General features: G+C 56.1%; 18 protein-coding genes. 13 read left to right on the top strand and 5 right to left on the bottom strand.

Going from position 1 to position 22,039, the window contains the following annotated elements; translation table 11 throughout:
* Nucleotides 1–91 precede the first annotated feature (91 nt).
* From ACTRXA_RS08345 to ACTRXA_RS08335, 3 genes are all read left to right on the top strand, one after another.
* Entirely contained in the window at nt 92–889 is a 798-nt protein-coding gene (locus ACTRXA_RS08345; protein ID WP_442426751.1) for an MBL fold metallo-hydrolase, read from the top strand.
* Between the two features lie 25 nt (nt 890–914).
* Nucleotides 915–2,243 carry an ADP-ribosylglycohydrolase family protein gene (locus tag ACTRXA_RS08340; RefSeq protein ID WP_442426750.1) on the top strand — a complete coding sequence of 443 codons (1,329 nt, stop codon included), beginning with the start codon at nt 915–917 and terminating at the stop codon, nt 2,241–2,243.
* Between the two features lie 221 nt (nt 2,244–2,464).
* Nucleotides 2,465–3,037, top strand: coding sequence for a hypothetical protein (locus ACTRXA_RS08335; protein WP_442426749.1), 573 nt, complete (start codon nt 2,465–2,467; stop codon nt 3,035–3,037).
* Between the two features lie 116 nt (nt 3,038–3,153).
* On the opposite strand, the gene ACTRXA_RS08330 is transcribed toward ACTRXA_RS08335, so the two are convergent.
* From ACTRXA_RS08330 to nadD, 4 genes are read right to left on the bottom strand one after another with little or no spacing between them, the layout of a single operon-like run.
* Nucleotides 3,154–4,473, bottom strand: a complete 1,320-nt coding sequence (locus ACTRXA_RS08330) for a tetratricopeptide repeat protein (protein ID WP_442426748.1) — start codon at nt 4,471–4,473, stop codon at nt 3,154–3,156.
* Between the two features lie 52 nt (nt 4,474–4,525).
* Nucleotides 4,526–4,930: a TraR/DksA family transcriptional regulator gene (locus ACTRXA_RS08325; protein ID WP_442426747.1), complete on the bottom strand. Its 405-nt coding sequence runs from the start codon at nt 4,928–4,930 to the stop codon at nt 4,526–4,528.
* Between the two features lie 29 nt (nt 4,931–4,959).
* Entirely contained in the window at nt 4,960–5,313 is a 354-nt protein-coding gene (rsfS, locus tag ACTRXA_RS08320) for a ribosome silencing factor (RefSeq protein ID WP_005007501.1), read from the bottom strand.
* Nucleotides 5,313–6,014 (bottom strand): nicotinate-nucleotide adenylyltransferase, encoded by a 702-nt coding sequence (gene nadD / locus ACTRXA_RS08315; protein WP_442426746.1) that lies wholly within the window; start codon nt 6,012–6,014, stop codon nt 5,313–5,315. The genes rsfS and nadD overlap by 1 nt, the downstream gene beginning before the upstream one ends.
* Before the next feature lie 130 nt (nt 6,015–6,144).
* Between nadD and ACTRXA_RS08310 the strand changes: the two genes are divergently transcribed.
* The 10 genes from ACTRXA_RS08310 to ACTRXA_RS08265 all read left to right on the top strand — a co-directional run bounded on the left by ACTRXA_RS08310 (nt 6,145) and on the right by ACTRXA_RS08265 (nt 20,170).
* Complete coding sequence (locus tag ACTRXA_RS08310; protein WP_442426745.1) at nt 6,145–6,444, top strand: hypothetical protein; 300 nt, start codon at nt 6,145–6,147, stop codon at nt 6,442–6,444.
* Between the two features lie 92 nt (nt 6,445–6,536).
* Entirely contained in the window at nt 6,537–6,896 is a 360-nt protein-coding gene (locus tag ACTRXA_RS08305; protein ID WP_005007504.1) for a prepilin-type N-terminal cleavage/methylation domain-containing protein, read from the top strand.
* Nucleotides 6,897–7,138: 242 nt separating this feature from the next.
* Nucleotides 7,139–8,875 carry a hypothetical protein gene (locus ACTRXA_RS08300; RefSeq protein WP_442426744.1) on the top strand — a complete coding sequence of 579 codons (1,737 nt, stop codon included), beginning with the start codon at nt 7,139–7,141 and terminating at the stop codon, nt 8,873–8,875.
* Between the two features lie 14 nt (nt 8,876–8,889).
* Complete coding sequence (locus ACTRXA_RS08295; protein WP_442426743.1) at nt 8,890–11,169, top strand: YfhO family protein; 2,280 nt, start codon at nt 8,890–8,892, stop codon at nt 11,167–11,169.
* Nucleotides 11,170–11,294: 125 nt separating this feature from the next.
* Entirely contained in the window at nt 11,295–13,505 is a 2,211-nt protein-coding gene (locus ACTRXA_RS08290; RefSeq protein WP_442426742.1) for a YfhO family protein, read from the top strand.
* A gap of 48 nt (nt 13,506–13,553) precedes the next feature.
* Nucleotides 13,554–15,218, top strand: coding sequence for an L-aspartate oxidase (gene nadB, locus ACTRXA_RS08285; protein ID WP_442426741.1), 1,665 nt, complete (start codon nt 13,554–13,556; stop codon nt 15,216–15,218).
* The gene (locus ACTRXA_RS08280; RefSeq protein ID WP_442426740.1) at nt 15,215–17,680 is read left to right on the top strand and encodes a DNA translocase FtsK; all 2,466 of its coding nucleotides are present in this window, start codon (nt 15,215–15,217) and stop codon (nt 17,678–17,680) included. The genes nadB and ACTRXA_RS08280 overlap by 4 nt, the downstream gene beginning before the upstream one ends.
* Nucleotides 17,613–18,566, top strand: coding sequence for an aspartyl protease family protein (locus tag ACTRXA_RS08275; protein ID WP_442426739.1), 954 nt, complete (start codon nt 17,613–17,615; stop codon nt 18,564–18,566). The genes ACTRXA_RS08280 and ACTRXA_RS08275 overlap by 68 nt, the downstream gene beginning before the upstream one ends.
* A 2-nt stretch (nt 18,567–18,568) precedes the next feature.
* On the top strand, nt 18,569–19,369 hold the full coding sequence (locus tag ACTRXA_RS08270; RefSeq protein WP_442426738.1) for a hypothetical protein: 801 nt from the start codon (nt 18,569–18,571) through the stop codon (nt 19,367–19,369).
* A 132-nt stretch (nt 19,370–19,501) separates the two neighbouring features.
* Nucleotides 19,502–20,170: a lysophospholipid acyltransferase family protein gene (locus ACTRXA_RS08265; protein WP_442426737.1), complete on the top strand. Its 669-nt coding sequence runs from the start codon at nt 19,502–19,504 to the stop codon at nt 20,168–20,170.
* Here ACTRXA_RS08265 and ACTRXA_RS08260 read toward each other — a convergent pair.
* Nucleotides 20,139–22,037: a hypothetical protein gene (locus tag ACTRXA_RS08260; protein ID WP_442426736.1), complete on the bottom strand. Its 1,899-nt coding sequence runs from the start codon at nt 22,035–22,037 to the stop codon at nt 20,139–20,141. The two genes, ACTRXA_RS08265 and ACTRXA_RS08260, sit on opposite strands and share 32 nt — an antisense overlap.
* Between the last annotated feature and the right edge of the window lie 2 nt (nt 22,038–22,039).

Raw genomic sequence — 22,039 nt, 5'->3', positions numbered from 1 at the left:
TAATAAGGAGGGAGTGAAAATGCAATTCAGAGGGGAATTCCTTTAAACAAAGTTTTATAGTGGGGCGACGAATCCACGCGTTTCCCGGACGGTGTCCGGAAAAGGGGAGGAGAGGGATATTCTGAAATTTTCCGTTTTATCCAGCGGCAGCAAGGGCAACGCGCTGTTTGTCGAAAGCGACCGCGCGCGCATCCTCATCGACAACGGCCTGTCCCTGCGCGAACTCAAGCTGCGCATGGCGGCGGTCCAACGCAACGTCACCGACCTCGATGCCGTTTTCATCACGCACGAGCATTCCGACCACATCCGCGGCATGAAGTTGTTGCTCAACAAACACGGCATTCCCGTGTACGCGACCAGGGGCACGTTTGACGCGGCACGACGGCACCACGATCCGTTTGACAAGGCGCGGTGTATCGGCCGCGAGGATGAGGTGGCGGTGGGCGATCTCTGCATCGAGTCGTTCCCCACGCCGCACGACGCCGCGGAGTCCGTGGCCTACGTCGTCCGGTGCGGATCGGTGAAGCTGGGTCACGCCACCGATCTCGGTTCCTCCACGCCCACCGTCGAGGCGCGATTGAAAGGGGTGGACGTGTTGCTGATCGAGGCCAATCACGATCCCGACATGCTGATCAACGGATCGTACCCGTGGCCGCTCAAAAAACGCGTCGCCAGCGATACGGGTCATCTTTCCAACCAGACCTGCGCCGAAATGTTGAGTGCTCTCAATCACGCCAATCTTCAGAAGGTGGTGTTGATGCATCTGAGCGAAAAAAACAACCGGCCGGAGCTGGCGTTGAATCACGCGCACCGTGCGCTCGCCGCTTCACCGGTGCCGGTGGAGGTGGCCCGGCAGGATCGGCCCACCCCCCTGTTTGCCATCCGGTAATTCCCGTTTCCATGAAGCCCGCCTCATGAGCGCCTCCGACGACAAAGCCCTCGGCAGCTGGTACGGCATGGCCGTCGGCGACGCTCTCGGCCAGTCGGTGAAGGGCCTCAAACCCGAAACGGTCAAGCAGTATTTCAAAACCGTCGATGCCTATCACGATGTGAAACCTCACATCGGGAAGGGTGTGAAGCGGTACCGCATGAAGGGTCTGTACGGCGTGCAGACGCAGGCGGCGCTGGCGGTGAGTGAGGTTTTGCTGACCACGAAAAAACCGCAGCCGGAAGCAGTCGCCGATGTGTTGATGCGCATGGGGGCGAACGGACCCGAAGGCTACTTCGGCGTGTTCCGCCGGCCGGAGGGGTGCTTTTACAAGACCGTCGAGTCGTTTCCCAATCGCACAGCCGTGGCAAAGTCGGGTGAAACCTATGCCTTCGGCTCGACGTTCTCCGTGGCCGTGCCGCTCGCCGTGTACATGAAACGCAATTCCGTCACCTTCCGCAGTCAGTGCGTGGAAACGGCGCGGCTGTTCAGCCGGCATCCTTGGGAGATCGTCGGCACCGCGCTGACCGGGTTTCTAGTGACCCGCTGCCTAGACCTTGAACCGGCTGCCCAGCCCGGTGGGTTGCAGCACCTGTTTGGCGACGCGGCGGCGTTTTGCGGGGAAGTGGAAACGACCCTGCAGACGGAGCACGGTGATGTCTGGCATGCGGTGGAGAAAGATCCGCAGGCGTTCAGCAAAACGTTTCGCGAACTGGAAACGCGGTACGGGCCGGGGCAACGCGATGCTCTGGGCAAATGGATCGCGAAGAATGCGTCGCACTTCACCGGTTTGGACATCGTGCATCCGACGCAGGGGCATGCCCTCACCCTGCTGCCGTTTGGGTTGCTGATGCTGGTGGAAGGGACAGGTGGTTTCGATGCGGTGCTCACCGCCACACTCAATCATGGACGCGAAGCCGACAAGCTGGGCGCGCTGGTGGGCGCCTGGGCCGGAGCGCTTTACGGGTTGGATGCGATTCCCGATGCATGGCGGAGCGGGCTGGTCAATGCGAAAGAGATCAAGACGCGCGGAGAAGCGCTGTCACGCCGGAAGAATCTGAAAAGTGACAAGGACCTCATTGCGATGGAACTCGGCCTCACCAACAAGGAAGCCGAGGAGCGAAGAAAATTTTTGCCGAAGGAAACGAAGAAAGGGGCGAAGAAATCGACGCCCCTCGACGATCTGTGGCTGGAAGAAGAGTCGCGCGATACCATCAGTCAACTGAAAGAGGACCCTTACAAGTGGCGGCAATTCGAACGGGACAAGGCCAAAAAGAAGCGGGACCGGCGACGCAAACCGGAATTTCCGGATTAAAATTTGCCCAAATAGCCCGTAAAATTGGCAGTTTTGGGGGAAGTCATTGATTTTTTGCAGGAAAATTCAATTATCCGCTTAACCTGAATGTGAAAATCGGCTATAATGTTTGTCATAATCCATTGATAGATAAACTGTTATGAGGGGGACCGGGGCCGGTTCCAATCTGAAGGGTGCAGGATTTGACAAGATTAACGGGTCCACTTTTGTAGGAGAGAGTTGTGAAATCCGGAAACTATTTTTTGCTGGTCATGAGCCTCGTTTTTGCGGCGCATCCGGTATTTGCGCAGGACGCGCCCAAGCCTGCCCCGGCACCGGCGCCGGTGCAGGAACAGAAACAGGAGTGTGCGCCGCGCCCCGGTGAAACCCAACCGGCGGACATCGTGGTGGGCAAAAACCTGTCGGTGGACATGCCCCTGCAGGCAGCTGTCGACCTTCTCGGCATTCCCGAATTCATCAAGATCAATCGCGGTACGGATCCGGGTCTGGACAATATCGAGATCACTTATCCCAATCATGATCTCGTGATCCGTGCATTGACTGAGGGCAAGGTGGTGGAAGCCATTGAGATCGGCCCGAATTTCAAAGGCGCGTTCAGCCAGGGAGAAATCCGCCTCGGTGCGAAATTCGAGGACGTGGTGGCGAGTTACGGGGTGCCGGCATCGCTGACGGCCCAGGTGGCGCGGTATCCGGACGAGGGTCTGTATTTTCTCTTCAGCGACCGGATTCTTTTGTCGGCGAAAACGTATTCCAAGAATACGCGTCTGCTCGATGCGCGGTTGATGAACCCTTAAGCGGTCGGGCGGAACAAAAATTCTCGCAGCACCGGCGCAATGCCGCAGGATTACTTGGAGGAGGAGAAACATGGGTCTTCGGACCCATGTTTTTTTTTGGCTTGTGAAACCTGGAATTAAAGGGAGATTTCCACCTGCAACTGCAGGGTGTTCCAGGCATGGCATTCCGGACAAAATGCATACCAGGCATTCCCTTTGTGGTGGCAGGCCGAGCAGATGTACTGTTCGATGGCGGTGGCGAGGCGGTTGTGGGTGGCGTGCATGATCTCGTCCACCTGCGCATAATCGTTACGATCCAGAAGGGCTTTGATCTTGTACATCTGTGTGGACAGCGAGGGATGTTCGATATTGTTGAGCACTTCCATGGCCGTGTCTTTTTCTTCGTGGTGGAAGAGATGGTGCACGTAGAGCATGGAAAACAGTTCACGCCGGGGGTCACTGGAAGCTTTACTGATCGCCTCCTGGTACAGCTTGTAGCTGTCATGGACTTTGTTTATGTCTTCGTAGAGGTTCTGCAGGCGGATCAGGAAAATGGGTGACTGGGTGATGTCGAACCCGTCCTTCCAGAATTTGATCGCGGTTTTGGGGTTGCTGTTTTCCAGGTAAAGCTGGCCGAGGGTGAGGTAAGCGGGAAGACACCGGTTGTTCTCGCGAAGCGCGCGCTTGAGTTCCACAATCGCCGGCTCGATTTTCTTTTCCTGGTAAAGCTGGTATCCCTTCGAATACGTGATCTGGCTGAACAGCTCCTGCTCCTGCGCGAGCTCGCCGGCGTCGTGGATGAGGGGCATGACCGCTTTCTGCATCTGGTACGCCTGGTCCGGATTGCCCGCTTTCAAAAACGCATCCCGCAACTGGCGCAGGGTGGGAAGGGAGTTGGGATTGCGGCTGCGGATTTCCTTCAGGGTGGCGATTTCATTTTCAACGTTGCCCAGAGCGGCGTAGTCCCTGGCCAGCGCGAACCGGACCGGCAGGTTGTCCGGGTCCAGCTTGATCGCCCGTTGGTGCATGGTGACGGCGCGTTCGGGGTCGCCTTCCTCCCGCAATTGATCACCCAGATGAGCGAGCGCTTCAAAATGCTCCGGTGCCTGATTGAGAATTTTTTCCAACAGGGCGATGCCTTTGGCCCGCTGGCCACTGGTGATCTCGTTGATCGCTTTCTGGAACAGCTCTTCCCATTTGCGGTGCAGTTTTTCCTGCTTCCGGACCACCCGCTTGCTGCCGTACTGTCGAAGCGAGTTGCGGAACTGCTGGAGCCCCGTCGCCAGTGCCGTGCACACCACTCCGACCAGGATCGATCCCAGCATGAATACCACAATGGGCATTTTCAGGGAAAAGTGCTGGGTGAAATAAACCTCGACGTCGCTGGGATTGAGAAACGTGAAGTAAACAATCAGCAGGACAAAAACGATCAGGGTTGAGATCAGTTTTAAGGTCACGTCGCGTATTCAGGTTGTGAAATGGTTGATCAAACAGTTTGTGTCGCGGAATTCAGGAAATGGATCCCGGATCGTCTCCGAAGGATTCCATGCGCCTGTTGAGCTTTTCTTCCTGTTCCAGTTTTTCCAGGCATTTTACACAATACCGCGTGAACGGCACCACCTGAAGACGGGCCTCGGGAATTTTACCCTCACATTCCGAGCACACCCCGTATTCACCCGTGGTGATTTTTTCGAGCGCCTCTTCCACCAGTTTCAGTTTTTGCCGTTCCTGCTCACCCAGGTTGAGCAGCATCTGCCGGGAGGAGGAACGCGCCGCGTCGTCGGACACATCCGAGACAAGTTTGGTGAATTCTTCATCCTGGCTGGATTTTATGTTCTTTTCCAAGTCTCCCAGAATTTCTGATCGGATCTGAATCAACTGGGACTTCAGCTCGGAAACTTTCTTCTTGTCCATGGTTCCGGAATCTCCTCACGTTCACTCGTTCATTCGCTCATCGCTGCAATCACGGGGACATCTCCCCAAAGCCGCTCCAGGTCGAAATGCGTCCGGACTTCCTGCAAAAATATATGAACTATCATGTCTCCAAGATCGAGGATCACCCAGTTGCCCTGCTGGTACCCTTCCTGTGCGACCGCGTCGTAGGGAGTGCCGGAGGTTTTTTCGAGGATGTTGTCCGCGATGGCCTGAACCTGGACTTTGGAATTCCCACTGCATATCAGGAAATAATCCGTCAGGTCCGTGCGGTTTCTCAGATCCAGAAGAATGATATTGGAAGCTTTTTTTTCGGTGGCCGCGTCAACCACCAATTGTTGGAGTTCGCTTAAAGACTCTCTCATCAAGACATCGGATGGGGGTGTGCTTGGTATAAAAGATGGGCCATGATATACCCTGCAACGGCAGGTGGCAACATCTTTTTGACCGCGTCACCCCGCCTCAAGGCATCCCGGATTTCCGTTGAGGATACGGCTTCCGGAGGGATTGGAAAGAGTGCGATGCGGCGTCCGGTTTCCCTGCAGAAATACGTCCGCCGTGTGTCGTCGGAATCCTCCGGCCGGTAGGAAAACGGCAGGTCGGAGATCAGGGTTTTCATGTCTTCGGCGGCTTCGTCGAGCGTGTGGCCGGGGCGGGACGCCACCAGGATGTGACTCGCTTTCAACACGCGGTCATACTGCTTCCAGGTTGAAAAATCGCGAAACGTGTCGGCGCCCATAATTAAAGAAAGCTCGGCGTCGGGCCATCGACTTTGCAACCCTTCCAACGTGTCCAGCGTGTAAGACACTCCCCCTCTTTCGATTTCAATTTCCGAAATTTCGAATCCGTTTTCATCCTCCAGTGCGCGGCGGAGCATCTCCAGACGGTGGTGCGTCGGCGTGATCTCCCGGTCTCGTTTATGCGGGGGAAGGGCTGCGGGAATGAACAGCACCCGGTCCAGGGAAAAGGCGGCCCGCGCCTCGCGCGCCAGGCCCAGATGGCCGTTGTGGACGGGATCGAAACTGCCGCCCAATATTCCGATTTGTTCGTGGGATGGTGTGGTCATGAAATCGAGTCGGGAAAATGGATATCGGCCAGAGGAAGGTGCCGCTGCCTGCGGCCCCTGTCAATACCGCCATCTTATCGGTTTGATTTCTTTTATTTAAGAAAAAAACGCAAGCGTCGAAAAGGGATAAATGCCCGGTTCTTCTGGCCAATTCCCTGCACGCCCGATTGGGGGTCAACTCGCCCGGTCTGTTCTTCCAGCCGGGGGCATTAGTAAAGGAATAGCACCGCATTCCAATGAAGGGGGGCCGCAACCTTTAAAATCAAAAGGGTTTTCACAATTTTTGTCTCCGGGGGTGACAATAATTGTCTTTTTTGGGAGGGAAAGCCGTGCGATTTTTATTGGACAAACGGCCGCCTTATTTTTTAAATTATTGTTATTAAACGAATTATTAAAATTAAGTAAGGATTTGGGTGTTTTCGGCATATAGCTTGCAACCTATGTGGGCAAACGAATACGACGAGTATCCCAGAAGTCAGGTTTTGTTCCAGAAACTGTTAACTCTCATCAGGAGGAGAAGTAATGATTAGTCGAAACGAAAAAGGTTTTACCTTGATCGAGCTGCTGATCGTAATCGCCATCATCGGTATCCTGGCGGCGATCGCGATCCCTCAGTTCAACCAGTACAAAGCTCGTGCCTACAATTCGGACTCCAAGTCCAACCTGCACAACCTGTACCTGGGTTGTAAAGCTTACTGGGCCGAGCAGGGTTCTTCCCAGGCGTGTAACGTAGCCACCGTTACCGCTGCGGAATACGGTTATGTTCAGTCCACCCGTGTCAGCATCCAGGGTTCCGGTAACGAAACCGGCTTTGCCGCTACGGCTCAGCATCTGGACAGCACGACCAGCTACACCATGGATGCGAACGGCAACATCAACTAATCCATGGGTGTCGTAAGACACACGGGTTTGTGTTGAACCAAACTCACCAGCACGCTCCCACCCCGGAATCCGGGGTGGGAGTTTTTTTTTCGCCCGGACACTGCCTGCAGGCCTGCGTCTGAATACCGGTACACAGGCAGGATTGACATGCGACCGGTAAGGGAGTCCAATAGCATGGGAAGTATGACTTCGTTTGCCGTTGGCGGTTCGGCCGCCGGCTCCTTCTAAACGAGAATCGACTGGTGCCCACCACTCCGAACGACGCCTCCAAACATTCCAAAGACCGCGCTCCTTTCACCGTGGCGTTGCTCAGTTTCCTGGTTTACATCCATTCACTTCGCAACGGCTTCGTCAATTACGACGACATCGACGAGCGCATCCTGAAAAATCCCTTCATCAACACGCCCTGGGACTGGAACTTCATTCCGCAGGCCTTCAGTCAGGCGACAGCGGGATATTACGATCCCGTTTATGTTCTTTCGTACGTCCTCGATTACCAGCTGTGGGGCATGAATCCAGCCGGGTTTCACTTCGGTAATGTGCTCCTGCACACGGTCAATTCGCTTCTGGTATTTCACCTGGTGAGGGCCATGACAAAACGCCACGACCTGGCGTGGGTGACAGGACTTTTGTTCGCGGTCCATCCGGTGCACGTGGAGTCGGTGGCGTGGGCCACCAGCCGCAAGGACACGCTGTCCCTTTTCCTGGCGCTGCTATCCATGCTGGTTTACTGGATCGGGGCAGGGAAGGGCGCCCGAAAGTATGCGGTTTGCGCTGCGGGATCGATTGTCTTTTTGATGCTGGGCATGATGACCAAGCCAACGGTGGCGGTGGTCCCCGGGATGATCCTGTTTGCGGATCTGCTTTTGGGGCGCCGTCCGTTTCCCCGGAAACGCATCGTCGGGTTTCAAACCGTCGCATGGGGTGCGGTTCTGGTTTTCGTTGCCGCGACGTATTCGATGACCGTCGGCATCGCCGTCAAGGAAACCATCCACTTCACACCCCTTCAACACGTCAGCCTGTTTTTCGATTTGTATGCTTATTTTATTAAAATCATTCTTTTCCCGGTGAACCTGTGCGCCCTGTACCTGATCGAAGTGAAAGACCGTTTCGATCCATTGACTCTGGTGTTGTTCATTCCCGGGTTGCTGTTTCTGGTCGGTTGGATGCTGGTGGAAATCAAACGGTGCGTTGTGGACGCCGACCGGGCCCGGCGGTATGGCCCGGAAGTGTGGGGGGCGGTGGTGTTTTTTGCCGGACTCCTGCCCTACACCAACATCATGCCGCGCACCATTTATCTGGCCGACCGCTACCTGTATCTGCCGTCCATCGGCTTCTGTTTGATTGCGGCGTCCATTCTGCTTCGCATCCCTGTGGTGCGGTTGCGCCTGGCAGGCATTATAATGGTGGTGGTGCTGTACGGCGCGTTGACCGTGGAACGCGTCCCGGTGTGGCAAAACAGCGTCACCCTTTGGTCAGACGTCACGAAAAAGACGGATATGGGGGCAGACCGCCAGCACGTCCTCATGGCGCGGGCTTATGGGTTCGAAGGGCAGTGGGACAAGGCGGTTCTGGAATACGCACAGGTGAACCTGTCGGCAGAACCGGATCCCGGGTTGTGGATGGACGTGGCGAAAGCCTACGTCACCGTCAACCGGCTTGAATCTGCGCGGGACGTACTCGACCGGCTGGCGCGGGCCTGCCCGCATTACCCCATCCCGGGTTTGCGCCTTGTCGCACTCGACATCGAACAAAACCGGCTGCAGGCGGCAAGGCAACGCATGCGGGCTTTGACCGAACGTTTGATCGGGGAGGAACGCGCTCTTTTGCATTCCGTCTTTCGCTTGCGTGCAGAAGGGCGAACGGAACCCATGTGGCATGCGTTCTCGCGGCTGGACCAACGTATTGAACAACGCATCGCTCCTCGAAAACCTGTATTGTTGAGCCAATGCGGCAAGCGGCTTCTGCAAAGTGATTGAAGAGGACTCATTGCATGGACGATAAAAATAACGAAGGGTTCCGGAGACACGCTCTCCCCCTCCTGCTGCTTGCGGGCGTGATGGTCTGGTATTTCCTGCCGGTGTTGTCCCTGGGCCATACGTTTTTTTTTCGCGATGTGATGAAATTTGGGTTGCCTGAGAAATGGTTTCAATGGCACACCTATCTGCAGGGCGCCATGCCCTACTGGAATCCCACCATCTTCAACGGCGTGCCATTCTTTCCGCTGTTGCATCCCAACGCCGCGTACCCGCTGAATATTCTGTTGTTCACGGGTGACTTTCCTTACGGGTTCAACCTGTTCGTCGTGGTGCACCACGCTGTTCTGGTGTTTTCCGTGTACGCGTTGATGCGCTTCTGGGGGATGTCGGCGGCGGCCGCCACGGCCTCGGCGTTTGTGGCGGGACTGGGTGGCTACTTCCTTTCCATCGTTTCCCTGGGCAATCAGCTGGTGTCCACCGTATGGACACCGCTGGTTCTGCTGGCGGTGCAGAAATACCTTATGCGGCCGCACTGGGGATGGCTGACGGCGGCGGTGATTTTTGTGGTTATGCAGATCCTGGGCGGCAGTCCGGAAAGTTGCGTGATGTCCACACTGATGGTGTATTTCGCCTGCGTCTTCATCACTCCCGGGCGTGGCACGCACTGGAAACGTCCCACGCTCACGGTGGCGGGGTTGTCATTGACGGCGATTGCGCTCACGGCGTTTCAACTGGTTCCAACGTACCGCGTCATTCAGCGATCCGTTCGCGCATGGGACCTGGACCCGGCGTTCAACACGAAGTGGTCGCTGGAACCGGAAACCCTGCGTCACCTTTTCGCCGCGCGGGATTTCGACACGTTCATGACGGCATCGTCGCTGGAGGCGGTGCCGTACTTTCCCTCGGTGTACATGGGTGTCATTCCGGCTCTGGCCCTGGTGTCGGCGGCGGTCCTGGTCCGCCGACGGGAAGTGATTTTCTGGACAGCCGTGTTTTTCACGGGACTTTTCTTTGCTCTCGGCGGAAACAATCCGGTTTACACACAACTGTTGCCTTTCAATCCGCTTCTGCAGATGTTCCGGTACCCGGAGAAATTTTTCTTTTTCTCCGCGTTCGCGATGACGTTCCTGACCGGGTATTTCATCGATCACCTGTTCCAGGCCAGGGCGCGCCATCGTTTGTCTCCTTTCATCCTTGCCTGTGTGATCTTCGGCACGGTGCTTGCCTCTGTGGCGGTGTATGCGGACGACGACCGCACCGTTCTTTCCGCAGGCGTGTTTGCGGCGGTGGTGGCGCTTGCGGTGATGGTGTTTACGGGGCGCATGGAACCTCGCTGGGGCCGGGCCTTGCTGGTGCTCGTGGTGTTCATCGACTTATGGACGGCACACAGCCGGCTGGTGCCTTTTATCGACAAAAAGCTCGTCACTCAACTGCCCGAAGTGATGGCGGGTCTGCCGGAACCGCCGCCTCTTTACCGGGTGTACACCGGGGCTCTGGACCGCGAACGGTTCCGTTCCAAGAACCTGTTCCCGCAGGCACCCAACCTTGTATTGAGCCATATCCTCGAAAAAGAAACCGCCAGTCCCAATCTCGGTACCGTGTTCGGCCTGCAATACGCTGATGGATTGATGGCCATCGAACTGGAGAACGTGTGGTTGTGGACGCAGATGTTCCGAAAGTCTTCCATGGAAAAGAAGCAACGCATGCTGGAGCGGAACAACGTGCGCTACTGGGTCGCCGGGGGGGACCTGTTTGGACCGGAAAGCCGGTCACGCCGTTTTGGTTCGGATTCCGTCCGTGAATTTCAAAATGCCCTGCCGCGCGCCTTTCTCGTGCCTGCCATGCGGCAGGGGCCGGAAATCAAACTCATCAACACGTTTTTCGCGAAAGACTTCGATCCACGCAAGGAAGTTCTGCTCGACCAGCCCGTGGATTTTCAGCCGTCGGAACGATTCGACGGCACGGTGCAGTCGATCGAGTATTCACCCAACCACGTCACCGTACGCACACGGCAGGAGGGCAACGGGTTCCTGGTCCTGCTCGATTCGTACTTTCCCGGCTGGACGGTGCACGTGGATGGCAAACCCGCACCCCTTCTCCGCGCCTACCATTTCTTTCGAGCGGTGCCATTGGAATCGGGCATGCATCTTCTGCAATTCAAGTACGTACCTGAAGGGTTGGTTGAAGGACAGGCCGTTACCTTTCTCATGATTGTGATTTCCCTTGCGGTTTTGCTGGTGCGAGCATTTGCACGCCTTCCGGTCAACCGATGGGATTCCCTTAAAACTTCCTGAGCCCAAAGGGTTCGATGACGACTCCAAACTCATCACTCCTGTCCCGGATACAAAGCGGCCTCGGGTTGTTGTTGCTCGGGGGCGGGCTACTGCTTTTTTTCTGGCCCATGTTGTTTCAGGGGAAGATGCCGTTCGACCGCGACTTCACCCTGGTGACCTATCCCGTCAAGCATCACTTGCATCAGGCGTACCAGCAGGGAACGCTTCCGTTCTGGAATCCCAACGTACACATGGGCACACCCTACTTTGCGGAATTGCATCCGGGGGTGTTCTATCCACCCAGCCTTTTTTTCTTTATTGAAGATTTTTCCATCGCCCTCAATCTGTACTACATTTTCCATTTCGTCATACTGGCCGTGGGGACGTACCTGCTGCTGCGCCGGTGGGGAGTCTCGCGGACGGGTGCCGTGGCATCGGCGTGGACTGCGGCACTCAGCGGATTCATTTTTTCTTCGACCTATCTGAGCAACCTGTTTCTCGGGGCGGTGTGGTTGCCCATTCTGTTCTGGGCATTTGAAAAATTCCGTGCCACGTGCCGGGCGCGCTGGTTTGTGCTCACTGCGTTTCTGGTTGCCTGCCAGACGCTTGCCGCCTGCCCGGAAATCAACATTTTCACCTGCGGTCTTTTGGGATTGTGGACGTTATTTGTGCCCGCAGAACGGGGACATCCCGGTTCCGGGTGGCGCCTGCCGGCTTTAAGGCACATGGGCATGCTGTTGCTGGCGGTGGTTTTGGGGCTTGGCATCATTGCCGTCCAGCTTCTGCCGACGTACCAGTTGATGCAGCACAGCCACCGCACCGACGGCATCGATTACACCTTTCATACGGAATGGTCCCTGAGTCCGGCCACGTTCGAGACGTTTTTCCTGCCGCACGCGGCGCAGGCGAACATGACCCGGAACGTGATTCCCGTGGAGCAGAGCGGGTTTCTGGAAAGCGTGTACCTGGGTGTCTTCGCACCCGTGTTCATTCTGGTGGGCATTGGGTTCTGGCGGGACAGGCGCGTCTTGTTCTGGCTGGTGATGTTTGCGGTGGGACTGTTTCTCGCTTTCGGCAAATACAACCCGTTGTATGCGTGGGTGTATCAAGGGGTGCCGGGCCTGGACCGGTTCCGTTACCCGGAAAAGTATTTTTATGTTTCCGCCATGGCTTCGGTGTTTCTGGTGGGGCTGGTCTGGGACCGGTTGGTGGCCGCCACCACGAAACGCAGCCTGGGCGAAAAATTCGTTCCCGGCGCGGTGCTGATCTCTGCCGCGGCAGTGGTCAATACGGCGCTGGCGCCGGAGGTGCGGGATGCAGCGCCCTCCCTGCTCATCCTGTTCGCCTTTGGCATCACGCACACGCTGTTCTATTTTCGCAAGGTCGGCATCGGGTTGTTCAGGGCGGTTTTTCTTGGTTCGCTGTTCCTCGATCTGGTAGTGCGAAATTTCGGCCTCTTCCCGCTGATCGACAAAGAATATTATTTGAACCAACCGGTGATGGCTTCCACCATCCAGTCCGATCCGGAACCGTACCGCCTGTATTCGGGGCGGGTGATGGAAAACCCGGACCGATTCCGCCTGCCCAACGGACCCACCCGCCTTGCGGCGCTCATTGCCATGAAGGAATACATGTACCCGTTTCTCGGCACCGTGTATGGCATGCAGTACGCCGACGGCATGCCGGGACTGGCGATGGGACTGAAGGACCACTTCCTGTGGTACCGGGCGCTCCTGCACGCCAAACCGGAAACACGGTTCCGCATTCTCAAGCGCAGCAACGTGAAGTACTGGATCGACGTCGATCGGCTCACGGCCTACGTCGATGGCATTCCGCTGATTCTGCCGGACCGTCTGCACGTGTTCGATGACTCCCTGCCGCGTGCCTTCTGGGTGCCGCGTGCCCGGCAGGTGTCGGATGAACGTTTGCTGGGTCTTTATTACGACCCGGGATTCGATCCGTTGCGTGAGGTGCTGTTGACCCAGGCGCCTCCGCTGAAAAATGTTCCCGCCTCCACCGGCTGGGTGAAGTCCCTGAAGTATGCCCCCAACCGCGTCACCGTGCGCACCCAGCAGACGGGCAACGGTTACCTGGTCCTGCTCGATTCGTGGATGCCCGGCTGGCGGGTGACGGTCGACGGCGAACCGGGAATCGTGATTCGAGCGAACCGGTTTTACCGCGCCGTGCCGCTGGGCCCGGGGCCGCACCGGGTCGAATTCACGTTCACGCCCGCCGGGTGGCGGGAGGGACTCGTCGTCAGCGCCGTTTCCACAGCAATCCTCGTTCTGGGGGCACTCTGGCTGCGCCGCCGGAACCGGTCGGTTTCAACCCAGCAACAAGTCCAAAAGCCACTGTAAAATCAACATCTTATTGATTTTTCGGGGTTTTGGCGGTACAATTTCTCCATGAGAATCACGCGCGATTTCATCGTCGTGGGCAGTGGCCTTGCCGGGCTCACTTTCGCCCTCAAAATTTCCGAGTTCGGTTCGGTGGCGCTCATCACCAAGGACGCGCTGGACGAATCGGCGACCAAGTACGCGCAGGGCGGCATTGCGTCCGTCATGGCGGCGGATGACTCGGTTGACCTGCACGTCGCCGACACGCTGGAAGCGGGGCGCGGCCTGTGCCGCAAGGACGTGGTGCGCTGCATCGTGCAGGAAGGCCCCACTTTGGTGCGCGAACTGGTGAATCTGGGTGCGCGTTTCACCCGCACGCCGGAAGATGCCTATCATCTCACGCGTGAAGGCGGCCACTCCAAGCACCGTATCCTGCACGCCGATGACATGACCGGCTGGGAAATCGAGCGTACGCTGATCGAAGCCATCAAGGGCCGGAAGAACATCGACGTCTATACCTACCACATGGCGGTGGACCTGATCACCCGCGCCAACCTGGACGCGTCCGTCAACCCCGGCAGCGCGGAGGACGAAGCGCTGGGTCTGTACGCTCTCAACGAGCACACGGGCGAGGTGAATACGTTTCTCGGCAAGGGTGTTCTGCTTGCCACCGGCGGGGCGGGGAAGGTGTATCTCTACACTTCCAACCCGGATACGGCGACCGGCGACGGCGTGGCGGTGGCCTACCGAGCGGGGGCGAAGGTCGCCAACATGGAGTTCTTCCAGTTCCACCCCACGTGCCTGTTTCACCCGCAGGCGAAATCGTTTTTGATTTCCGAGGCGGTGCGCGGGGAAGGCGGCATCCTGCGCCTCAAGAACGGTGAGACTTTCATGGAAAAGTATCACCCGCTTGGATGCCTTGCGCCACGCGATGTGGTGGCGCGCGCCATCGACTACGAAATGAAAAAGAGCGGCGACGACTGTGTGTACCTCGACGTAACGCACCTCGAGGGTTACCTGACGCGCGAGCGCTTTCCGAACATTTACAAGACCTGCATGGATTTCGGGTTCGACATGACACACGAACCCCTGCCGGTGGTGCCGGCGGCGCATTACATGTGCGGCGGGGTGATCGCCGACCTCAACGGCCAGACCAACATCCGCCGCCTGTTCGTCTCGGGCGAGGTCGGGTATTCCGGCCTGCACGGTGCCAACCGGCTGGCGAGCAATTCGTTGCTGGAAGGGCTGGTGCTGTCGCACCGTGCGGTTTTCAAGGCGCGGGAGTTGCTCGCGGAGTCGCAGGAGAGGAACGCGTTGCAGGAAGAGATTCCGGAGTGGGACCCGGGCGACGCCGTTGAGAGCGACGAGTCGGTCGTGGTGTCGCACAACTGGGATGAAATCCGCCGCCTCATGTGGAACTACGTCGGCATCGTGCGCACGGACAAGCGCCTGCACCGGGCGCACCGCCGCATCTCCATGTTGCTGGAGGAGATTCAGGAATATTACTGGAGTTTCAATATCACCAGGGACACGCTGGAGTTGCGCAACATCGCCATCACCGCGCGCCTGATCATTGAAGGCGCGTTGAAGCGCAAGGAAAGCAGGGGCCTGCATTACAACCTGGATTACCCCGAACCGGACGAGACCCGGTTGCCGGTGGAGACGTTGTTGCAGGACACGACCCAGCGTCTGTTGAGCCAAACACGAACCCGGAAACGAGCCAACCCGTCATGAGTGGAACCCAAAACAACAAACCCGAATCGAAAATTCTGTCGCAGGAAGCGGCCGCGTCCACGCGCCTGCACCCCTTGCGCGATGTGTTCGGCGTGATGCTGATCGGATTCACCGTCTTCGCGCTGTATTCGCTGCTCACTTACACGCCGAAGGACCCGTCTCTTCACAGCCAGGTGATCCAGGCGGTGGAGGTGGAGAACAACGGTGGGATCGTCGGTGCGTACCTGGCCGACCTTTTGGTGCAAACCTTCGGCACCGGGGCCTTCGTGTTTCCGTTGATCACGTTCATCGTGAGCTGGGGGCTCATCCGCGGCAGGGAGTTTTCCCGCTGGCCCGCCATGTTGAGCTTCGGCTTCCTGTTCTGGGTGGTGTTGTGCGGCCTGCTCACCATGAGTTTCGATCCTGATCCTTATTTCGGTCATGCTACCGTATCGGGCGGCGTGGCGGGAGGATACATTTCTTCCTACCTGGTCTTGTGGCTGAATGCGTGGGGCGCGCGTCTGGTGCTGGTAACGATGATGTTCATCGCGATCATGGGAATGGTGGGCGTGCCGATGGACACGATGATTCGTGGCACCGGCAACCTGTTCCGCTTTGCGGTCCGCATGGCGCTGAAAGGATGCACGCAACTGCTGGCGCTGGGCGGGACCTTGATTGCGCTGGTGCAGGAAGGTGCGAAAGGATTATGGCGGTTCCTGAAAATGATCCGCAAAACCATGCGCGACAACCGGCCGAAACTGAGTGAGCCGGTCATTGTGTCCAGCGATGCTTTTGTGCCAAACGAAATCATGACCCCGATCTCCAAACAGCCGGAGCCATCGCCGACCCGCTCCAAAAAGAAAAAGAATGAGGAGCCGGAAGAAAAATCCGCGTTCGCGATGCAGGAGGATTTTCCCTTCGTTCATGAGACAGGCGATTACCGTGTGCCGCCGGTGGATCTTCTGGACGAGCCCGTCCACATCAAGAACGTGGAAAAACTGCGCGAAGAGATCATGCTGAATTCGACCATCCTCGAGCGCAAGCTTTCGGACTTCGGCATCGCGGGAAAGGTGGTGCAGGTTCTGCCGGGCCCGGTGATCACGCTTTACGAATACGAACCCGCGCCGGGGGTGAAGGTGAGCCGCATCCTGTCCTTGACCGACGACCTTGCACTCGCCATGCGCGCACCCAGTGTCCGCATTCTTGCCCCGGTACCCGGAAAGTCGGTGGTGGGGATTGAACTGCCGAACCCGAAACGCGACACGGTGCCCATAAAAGAGATCATTCAGTCGGACGCGTTCCAGAATTCGCCGTCGAAGCTCACCCTGGCGGTGGGCAAGGACAATATTGGTGTGCCCATGGTGCAGGACCTGGCACAGGTACCGCACCTGTTGATTGCGGGTTCGACCGGGTCCGGCAAGTCTGTCGGCATCAACTCCATGATCATCAGCCTCCTTCTCAATGCCAATCCGGAGGAAGTGAAGATGATCATGATTGATCCGAAGATGCTGGAGCTTTCCATGTATGACGGTATCCCGCATCTCATAGCGCCGGTGGTGACCAATCCGAAAAAGGCCGCGGCGGCCCTGCAGTGGGCGGTGGCAGAGATGGAGCGACGCTACAAGATGATGGCGGAAAAAGGCGTGCGCAACATCACCGGCTACAACGAACTTGTTGCGAAACTGGAGCGCCAGCGCGAGGAAGAGGAGCGAAAAAATAAAAAAGCGAAAAAGAAAACGGCCCCGGTGGAAGAAGCGTTTCTCGAAGAGAATATGGATGAGAATGCGGAAACCGAAAAGGAAGCCGAACCGGAGGTGCTCCAGAAGCTGCCTTATGTCGTGATCATCATTGATGAGCTGGCGGACCTCATGATGGTGGCGTCGAAAGGGGTGGAGGATTCGCTGACGCGCCTGGCCCAGATGGCGCGCGCCGCGGGCATTCATTTGATCGTGGCGACGCAACGGCCATCGGTGGACGTGCTGACAGGCATCATCAAGGCCAACTTTCCGGCGCGTATTTCGTTTCAGGTGACGTCGCGTGTCGACTCACGCACCATTCTGGACAGTGTCGGCGCGGAGAAACTGCTGGGTAAGGGAGACATGCTGTTTCTGCCTCCGGGGACATCGCGGCTCAAGCGCATACACGGTTGCATGGTGAGCGATGAAGAGATCAATCGCATCCTGAAATTCATCAAGGACCAGCCGAAGGAAGCGGAGTTGCGCGAAGACGTGTTCGAGGAAGTGGTGGAAGCGGAGAAACAGCGCGCCGAAGAGGAAGAGGAATTTGACGAGCTGTATGACGATGCAGTGGCGATCGTAGCCAAGGAAAAGCAGGCGTCGATTTCCATGCTCCAGCGGCGCCTTCGGGTGGGCTACAACCGTGCGGCGCGAATGATTGAGATAATGGAGCGCGAAGGTGTGGTGGGACCCTCCGACGGCATCAAACCCCGGGAAGTGTATGTCAAACCAATTCCTTTCGATTAAGCCCAGAACAGGCGTCGTGCTGGCAACTGTCCTGGCTTTGGCCGGATGGCTGGCCATGAGTTTTTCTCCACCTGATGCGGTTGCCAAGATTTACAAATGGCGCGACGATAAAGGCAAACTGCACTTCACCGACAACCCTTCAAAAATTCCCCTGAAATACCGGGAAGAACAGAAAATCCAAACTTACGAAGCCCCTCCAGAATCTTCCAACCCTGTGAAACTGAAAGTTCCGGAGCCGGTCTCGAAAAACCACGTAGTTCCACTGACTCCCATCGGAAACGGCAATTATATTGTTGAGGTGATGATCAACGGCCGGATACCGGGTAGATTTGTTGTGGATACGGGCGCGTCCAGCGTCACTCTTTCAGAAGAATTGGGACGCAAGGTGCATCGAAACCTTGGGGCCTTGCCCAAGCTGCAGGTCCAGACAGGGGGCGGCATGGTGGATTCTCCTTTACTCCTTCTCCGGTCTCTTAAGGTTGGAAGTGCCAAAGTGGAAAATGTGGAAGCCAATGTGAATCCGTTTTTGGGGGAAGGGTTTGACGGCCTTCTGGGCATGAGCTTTCTTGGTGATTTCCAGGTCCGGGTGGACAGTACGGACGATGCGTTGATTCTCGACCCGCTGGGAAAAAAGGGGGAGGCCACCTGGGGGGGGAAGCCGGCAATATGGTGGCAACGCAGGTATGAGGCGTATATCAGCAAAATGCTGGGCTATCGAATGATGGCAGAAAGAAACAAGAACGATTTCCGCGCCAGGAACAATTTCAATAAGCTGTCTCAATTTTATGAAGAACTGTATCAGTCGCTGGACAAGCGGGCCACCCGGGTGGACCTTCCTAAGGAATTTCGCATGGATCCAAAGAACATGCGCGTTCAGCTCCCTTGATTATGAATGGCGACCCCGAAATTCCCTCTCCCTCCATTTCTCTCATTGGTGAAAACGAATTTTATGTTTGCGTACTGCTCGGAGCCAGCAACCTGGCCCGGGGTTACAGCGCGCTTGCATATTATCTGTCCAGGAACCTGAAGCCGGAAGCGGTGAAAATTTATGCGGCCTGTGGGCCGGGTCGCGGCTATGGTTGCTGGGGAGGGATGTTCAACATTTCGTACCCGCCTATTGCCGAAAGCCCGTTGTTCGAACGATTGGGAAAACAGGTCCGGGATGGAAAACGAGTGGTTGCCCTGATTACAGATATTGGGAATGATTTGTTATACGGAATGGATGGGGACTCCTTGATTTCGACCATGAAAAACCTGTTTGAGCGGTTGGAGAATCTGAATGCGGAAATTTACGCAACCACTCTGCCGGTTTATTTTGAGGGAAATGTGCCTGCAATCGTGTACTATCCCATCCGAACTTTTTTATACCCCAAATCCCGCATCTCCCGCCAAGAAGCCATTGACGGGGTGAGGCGGGTCAACGCTTTTTTAAAAGAATATAAAAGCCCTCACTTTCATTTGATTCCCCCTTTGGACGACTACCTGGGATTGGACCACGTACATTTTGGGTTGGTCCGTTCGGCGGAGGTGTGGAATCGTATAGGTGAATGTCTGCTTGACGGATTGGGGAGGCGACCGCACCGCCCGATTCGTTTTCCCAGAATGCTGCTTTCGTACAAGGATTGTTTTATCCGTCTGGTGTTCATGGAAATGTTTAAATGCATACGTCGCTCCAAAAACCTGTTTTAAAGGAATTTTATGCCTTTCCTGCGTATGGGATATCGCCTTGTCCTGATAACTTCAGTGGTCGTACTCTCTTTCTTGACATCCATCGTATTGTGGCTCTTGTTTCGTAATAATCAGAAATCTCATTGCAAGTGGGTGGGATGGTTTGCCCGTTTCTGGGGCCGCCGGGCCTGTGCTGCTATCGGGCTGAGTTATACCGTGGAGGGGGATCTCAATATTCCTCCGGGATCGATGATCGTTGCCAATCATGTGGGGGCAGTGGATATTTTTTTGATGGCGGCCAACTTCAAATTGTTTTTTGTTTCCAAAGCGGAGGTGAACGGCTGGCCGGTGGTGGGACAGATGGCACAGTTGGGAAAAACCATTTTTGTTGATCGAAGCCGCCGCCACCAGGTGACGGGCATGATCGACAGCATCCGGGAGCGCATGCGCGATGGCTTCAATGTTGCCTGGTTTCCAGAGGGGAGTGTGACCAAGGGGGATGATGTGTATCCGTTCAAACCATCCGCATTTGAGGCGGCGGTGCAGGAAAAAAGGCCAGTGGTTCCGGTGTTGATCCGTTACGAGGGGGGAGGAGAGCCCTACGTGGCCAGTTGGACGGGAACTCTGGGTGAGCACATGATCCGGGTGTTGAAGTCCAAGGGATTGCGGGCAAAAGTCCGTGTGTTTCCCCCGATCCCGCCTGCAAAAACAAGGCAGGAGCTTTCCCGGGCGAGCCACGATCTCTTATATCAGGCGTTCCACAAAAACCCCCAGGAAAACAACTCCCATATCACTGAAGTGGGTGCGTCTTCCGAATATTAGAGTTTCCTTCCGAATCTTTAAGTCTGAGAACTTGAACTCCAAATCGATTACTTTGAAACGGTGTGCCCCCAAACTGCCGGATGGGAGTGTACCGGGCTTCAATCCATTTCTTTAGTCCGCTGGCATAGTCTTTTCCAAAAACGGGGCTTCCGAAAATGGTGAAGTCGATGTTGACGTATACCACATAGTCGGGGGGGCGTTGCTCCAATAGTTGGATCATTGCAGGATCGCCACGAATGATCCATACCAGGGGATTGAAGATTGTGTCGCGTGTGGGGAACCGGCGACGGAGCAGGTAGTTGATCATCATGGAATCGGGTACGGATAAAATGGTCTCGTGGTGCTTCACTTCTTTTTCCAAAAAATTCAATGCATGGCTCAGGATCTCCGCCCGGTCGAGCGGGGTTCCGTCAAAACGAACCGCGTTGGGCGGGAAATCGTAGATCATGTCCGCCCCGTTACCCACGGGATAAGTTTTGATCTGGTATTGGTTGTACGAGATGCTGGTCCAGATGAGTACCGTCACCGCAACCAGCCCGTAAGTTCCGCAACGAAAAACCCAGGCGGTTTTGTTCCCGGATTCTATTAATTTCGGAAGGAAGTGTAGAAGCCCGGTGACCATGACCAGCGTGGCAGGAAGGGCCAGTACAAATCCCAGATGGGATGTATTCAAGTTGAAAAACACTTTCAGGGTGAGGACCAGGGCAAATACGCCCAGCATGAAAAAGGAAAGAGGCTGTCCTCTTTTCTGGAGGGAAGGAAGGTTTTTGATAAGGAAAATGCTCAATCCAAGACAAAGAATCACCAGAATGACCGGAAAGGACCGTGGAAGATGCCGCCAGGGAATCTGCGGATATAAAAGGATCAGTCCCGTGGCAACCGCCAGCCCAAAGTACAGCCCCGCACGGGGTGAGTTCTTGCCGCGTTTCTCCAGCCACAAATTGAAACCGATCAGGAATGCGAGCAGGAGTGCGTATACCAGAAGATGGAAGGAAATTTTAAGCAGGTTGGCTTCCAGAAACATCGTGCCCGAAACAAATCTGTAATAAAACAGAGAATGGATATTCAAGTTGAGCCCATGAATCCATTGGCTGAAAAGGTGATGTGCGGCTTCCTCCATCGGCATTTTAAAAGCGAAATAGAAAAAGAAAAAAAGAGGAAACACAAAGATGGGGCCGACAACCAGAACGATCCTCAGGAGGGTTTTCCGCACCGGTTCAACCCTCCCGCGTAAATCCATGAGAAGGGTTATCCCCACGGCGGAAAAAGCGGCGGCAAACATTTCCGCTTTGGTCAAAAACACCAGTCCCAGCAAAAGCCCGACTCCCAAAAGACGGGCTGGTTCGCGGGATTCCAAATAGCGCCCGCACTGGTAAAGGGAGACGCACCCCAGCATGAATCCATAAGTCAGGTCATAAACATAAGGGCAGATAAAGTTCAGCAGCCCCATTCCCCAATAATAGGCAAAAGCGAAGGCCAGAACAAAAGTGACACCGGCGAGGGTGGCGCAGATGGAGTCGCTGATCTGCCTCATCCAGTAAAAAAGAAACAAGGAAAACCCGTAAACCAAAACCAGGTTGGCGAGGGCGAGGTGAATCATGCCCGGCCCAAGGAAAGCAAATAAGGCGGCGTTGATATACGATGCCAGGGGGCCGTGAAAATACACAACGTCACGATAGAGAACCTGCCCTTCGGAAAGCATCCAGGGGACATACAACTGCTGGCCAAAGTCCATGATCACATCGGGCCAGCGACGCCAGCTGACCCACGTCATGAAAACGTACGAAAGTGTGATGAGCAGCGGCCCCAGGACGTTCCATTGAACCTGGATGAGTCTGGTGGAAGGGCTGGATTGGTTGAAGGCCATAG

The sequence above is a fragment of the Nitrospina sp. P1_D6 genome (genome assembly GCF_052156615.1).
GTDB lineage: Bacteria > Nitrospinota > Nitrospinia > Nitrospinales > Nitrospinaceae > Nitrospina.
Note: the sequence above shows the minus strand (reverse complement) of the source record. Positions and strands in the feature narration are given on the sequence as shown.

Excerpts from the sequence above, each read along its gene's own strand:
- ACTRXA_RS08340 (WP_442426750.1), top strand. The coding sequence starts at position 915 with ATGAGCGCCTCCGACGACAAAGCCCTCGGCAGCTGGTACGGCATGGCC.
- ACTRXA_RS08325 (WP_442426747.1), bottom strand. The coding sequence starts at position 4,930 with ATGGACAAGAAGAAAGTTTCCGAGCTGAAGTCCCAGTTGATTCAGATC.
- rsfS (WP_005007501.1), bottom strand. The coding sequence starts at position 5,313 with ATGAGAGAGTCTTTAAGCGAACTCCAACAATTGGTGGTTGACGCGGCC.
- nadD (WP_442426746.1), bottom strand. The coding sequence starts at position 6,014 with ATGACCACACCATCCCACGAACAAATCGGAATATTGGGCGGCAGTTTC.
- ACTRXA_RS08310 (WP_442426745.1), top strand. The coding sequence starts at position 6,145 with ATGCCCGGTTCTTCTGGCCAATTCCCTGCACGCCCGATTGGGGGTCAA.
- ACTRXA_RS08305 (WP_005007504.1), top strand. The coding sequence starts at position 6,537 with ATGATTAGTCGAAACGAAAAAGGTTTTACCTTGATCGAGCTGCTGATC.
- ACTRXA_RS08295 (WP_442426743.1), top strand. The coding sequence starts at position 8,890 with ATGGACGATAAAAATAACGAAGGGTTCCGGAGACACGCTCTCCCCCTC.
- ACTRXA_RS08290 (WP_442426742.1), top strand. The coding sequence starts at position 11,295 with ATGCCGTTCGACCGCGACTTCACCCTGGTGACCTATCCCGTCAAGCAT.
- nadB (WP_442426741.1), top strand. The coding sequence starts at position 13,554 with ATGAGAATCACGCGCGATTTCATCGTCGTGGGCAGTGGCCTTGCCGGG.
- ACTRXA_RS08280 (WP_442426740.1), top strand. The coding sequence starts at position 15,215 with ATGAGTGGAACCCAAAACAACAAACCCGAATCGAAAATTCTGTCGCAG.
- ACTRXA_RS08270 (WP_442426738.1), top strand. The coding sequence starts at position 18,569 with ATGAATGGCGACCCCGAAATTCCCTCTCCCTCCATTTCTCTCATTGGT.
- ACTRXA_RS08260 (WP_442426736.1), bottom strand. The coding sequence starts at position 22,037 with ATGGCCTTCAACCAATCCAGCCCTTCCACCAGACTCATCCAGGTTCAA.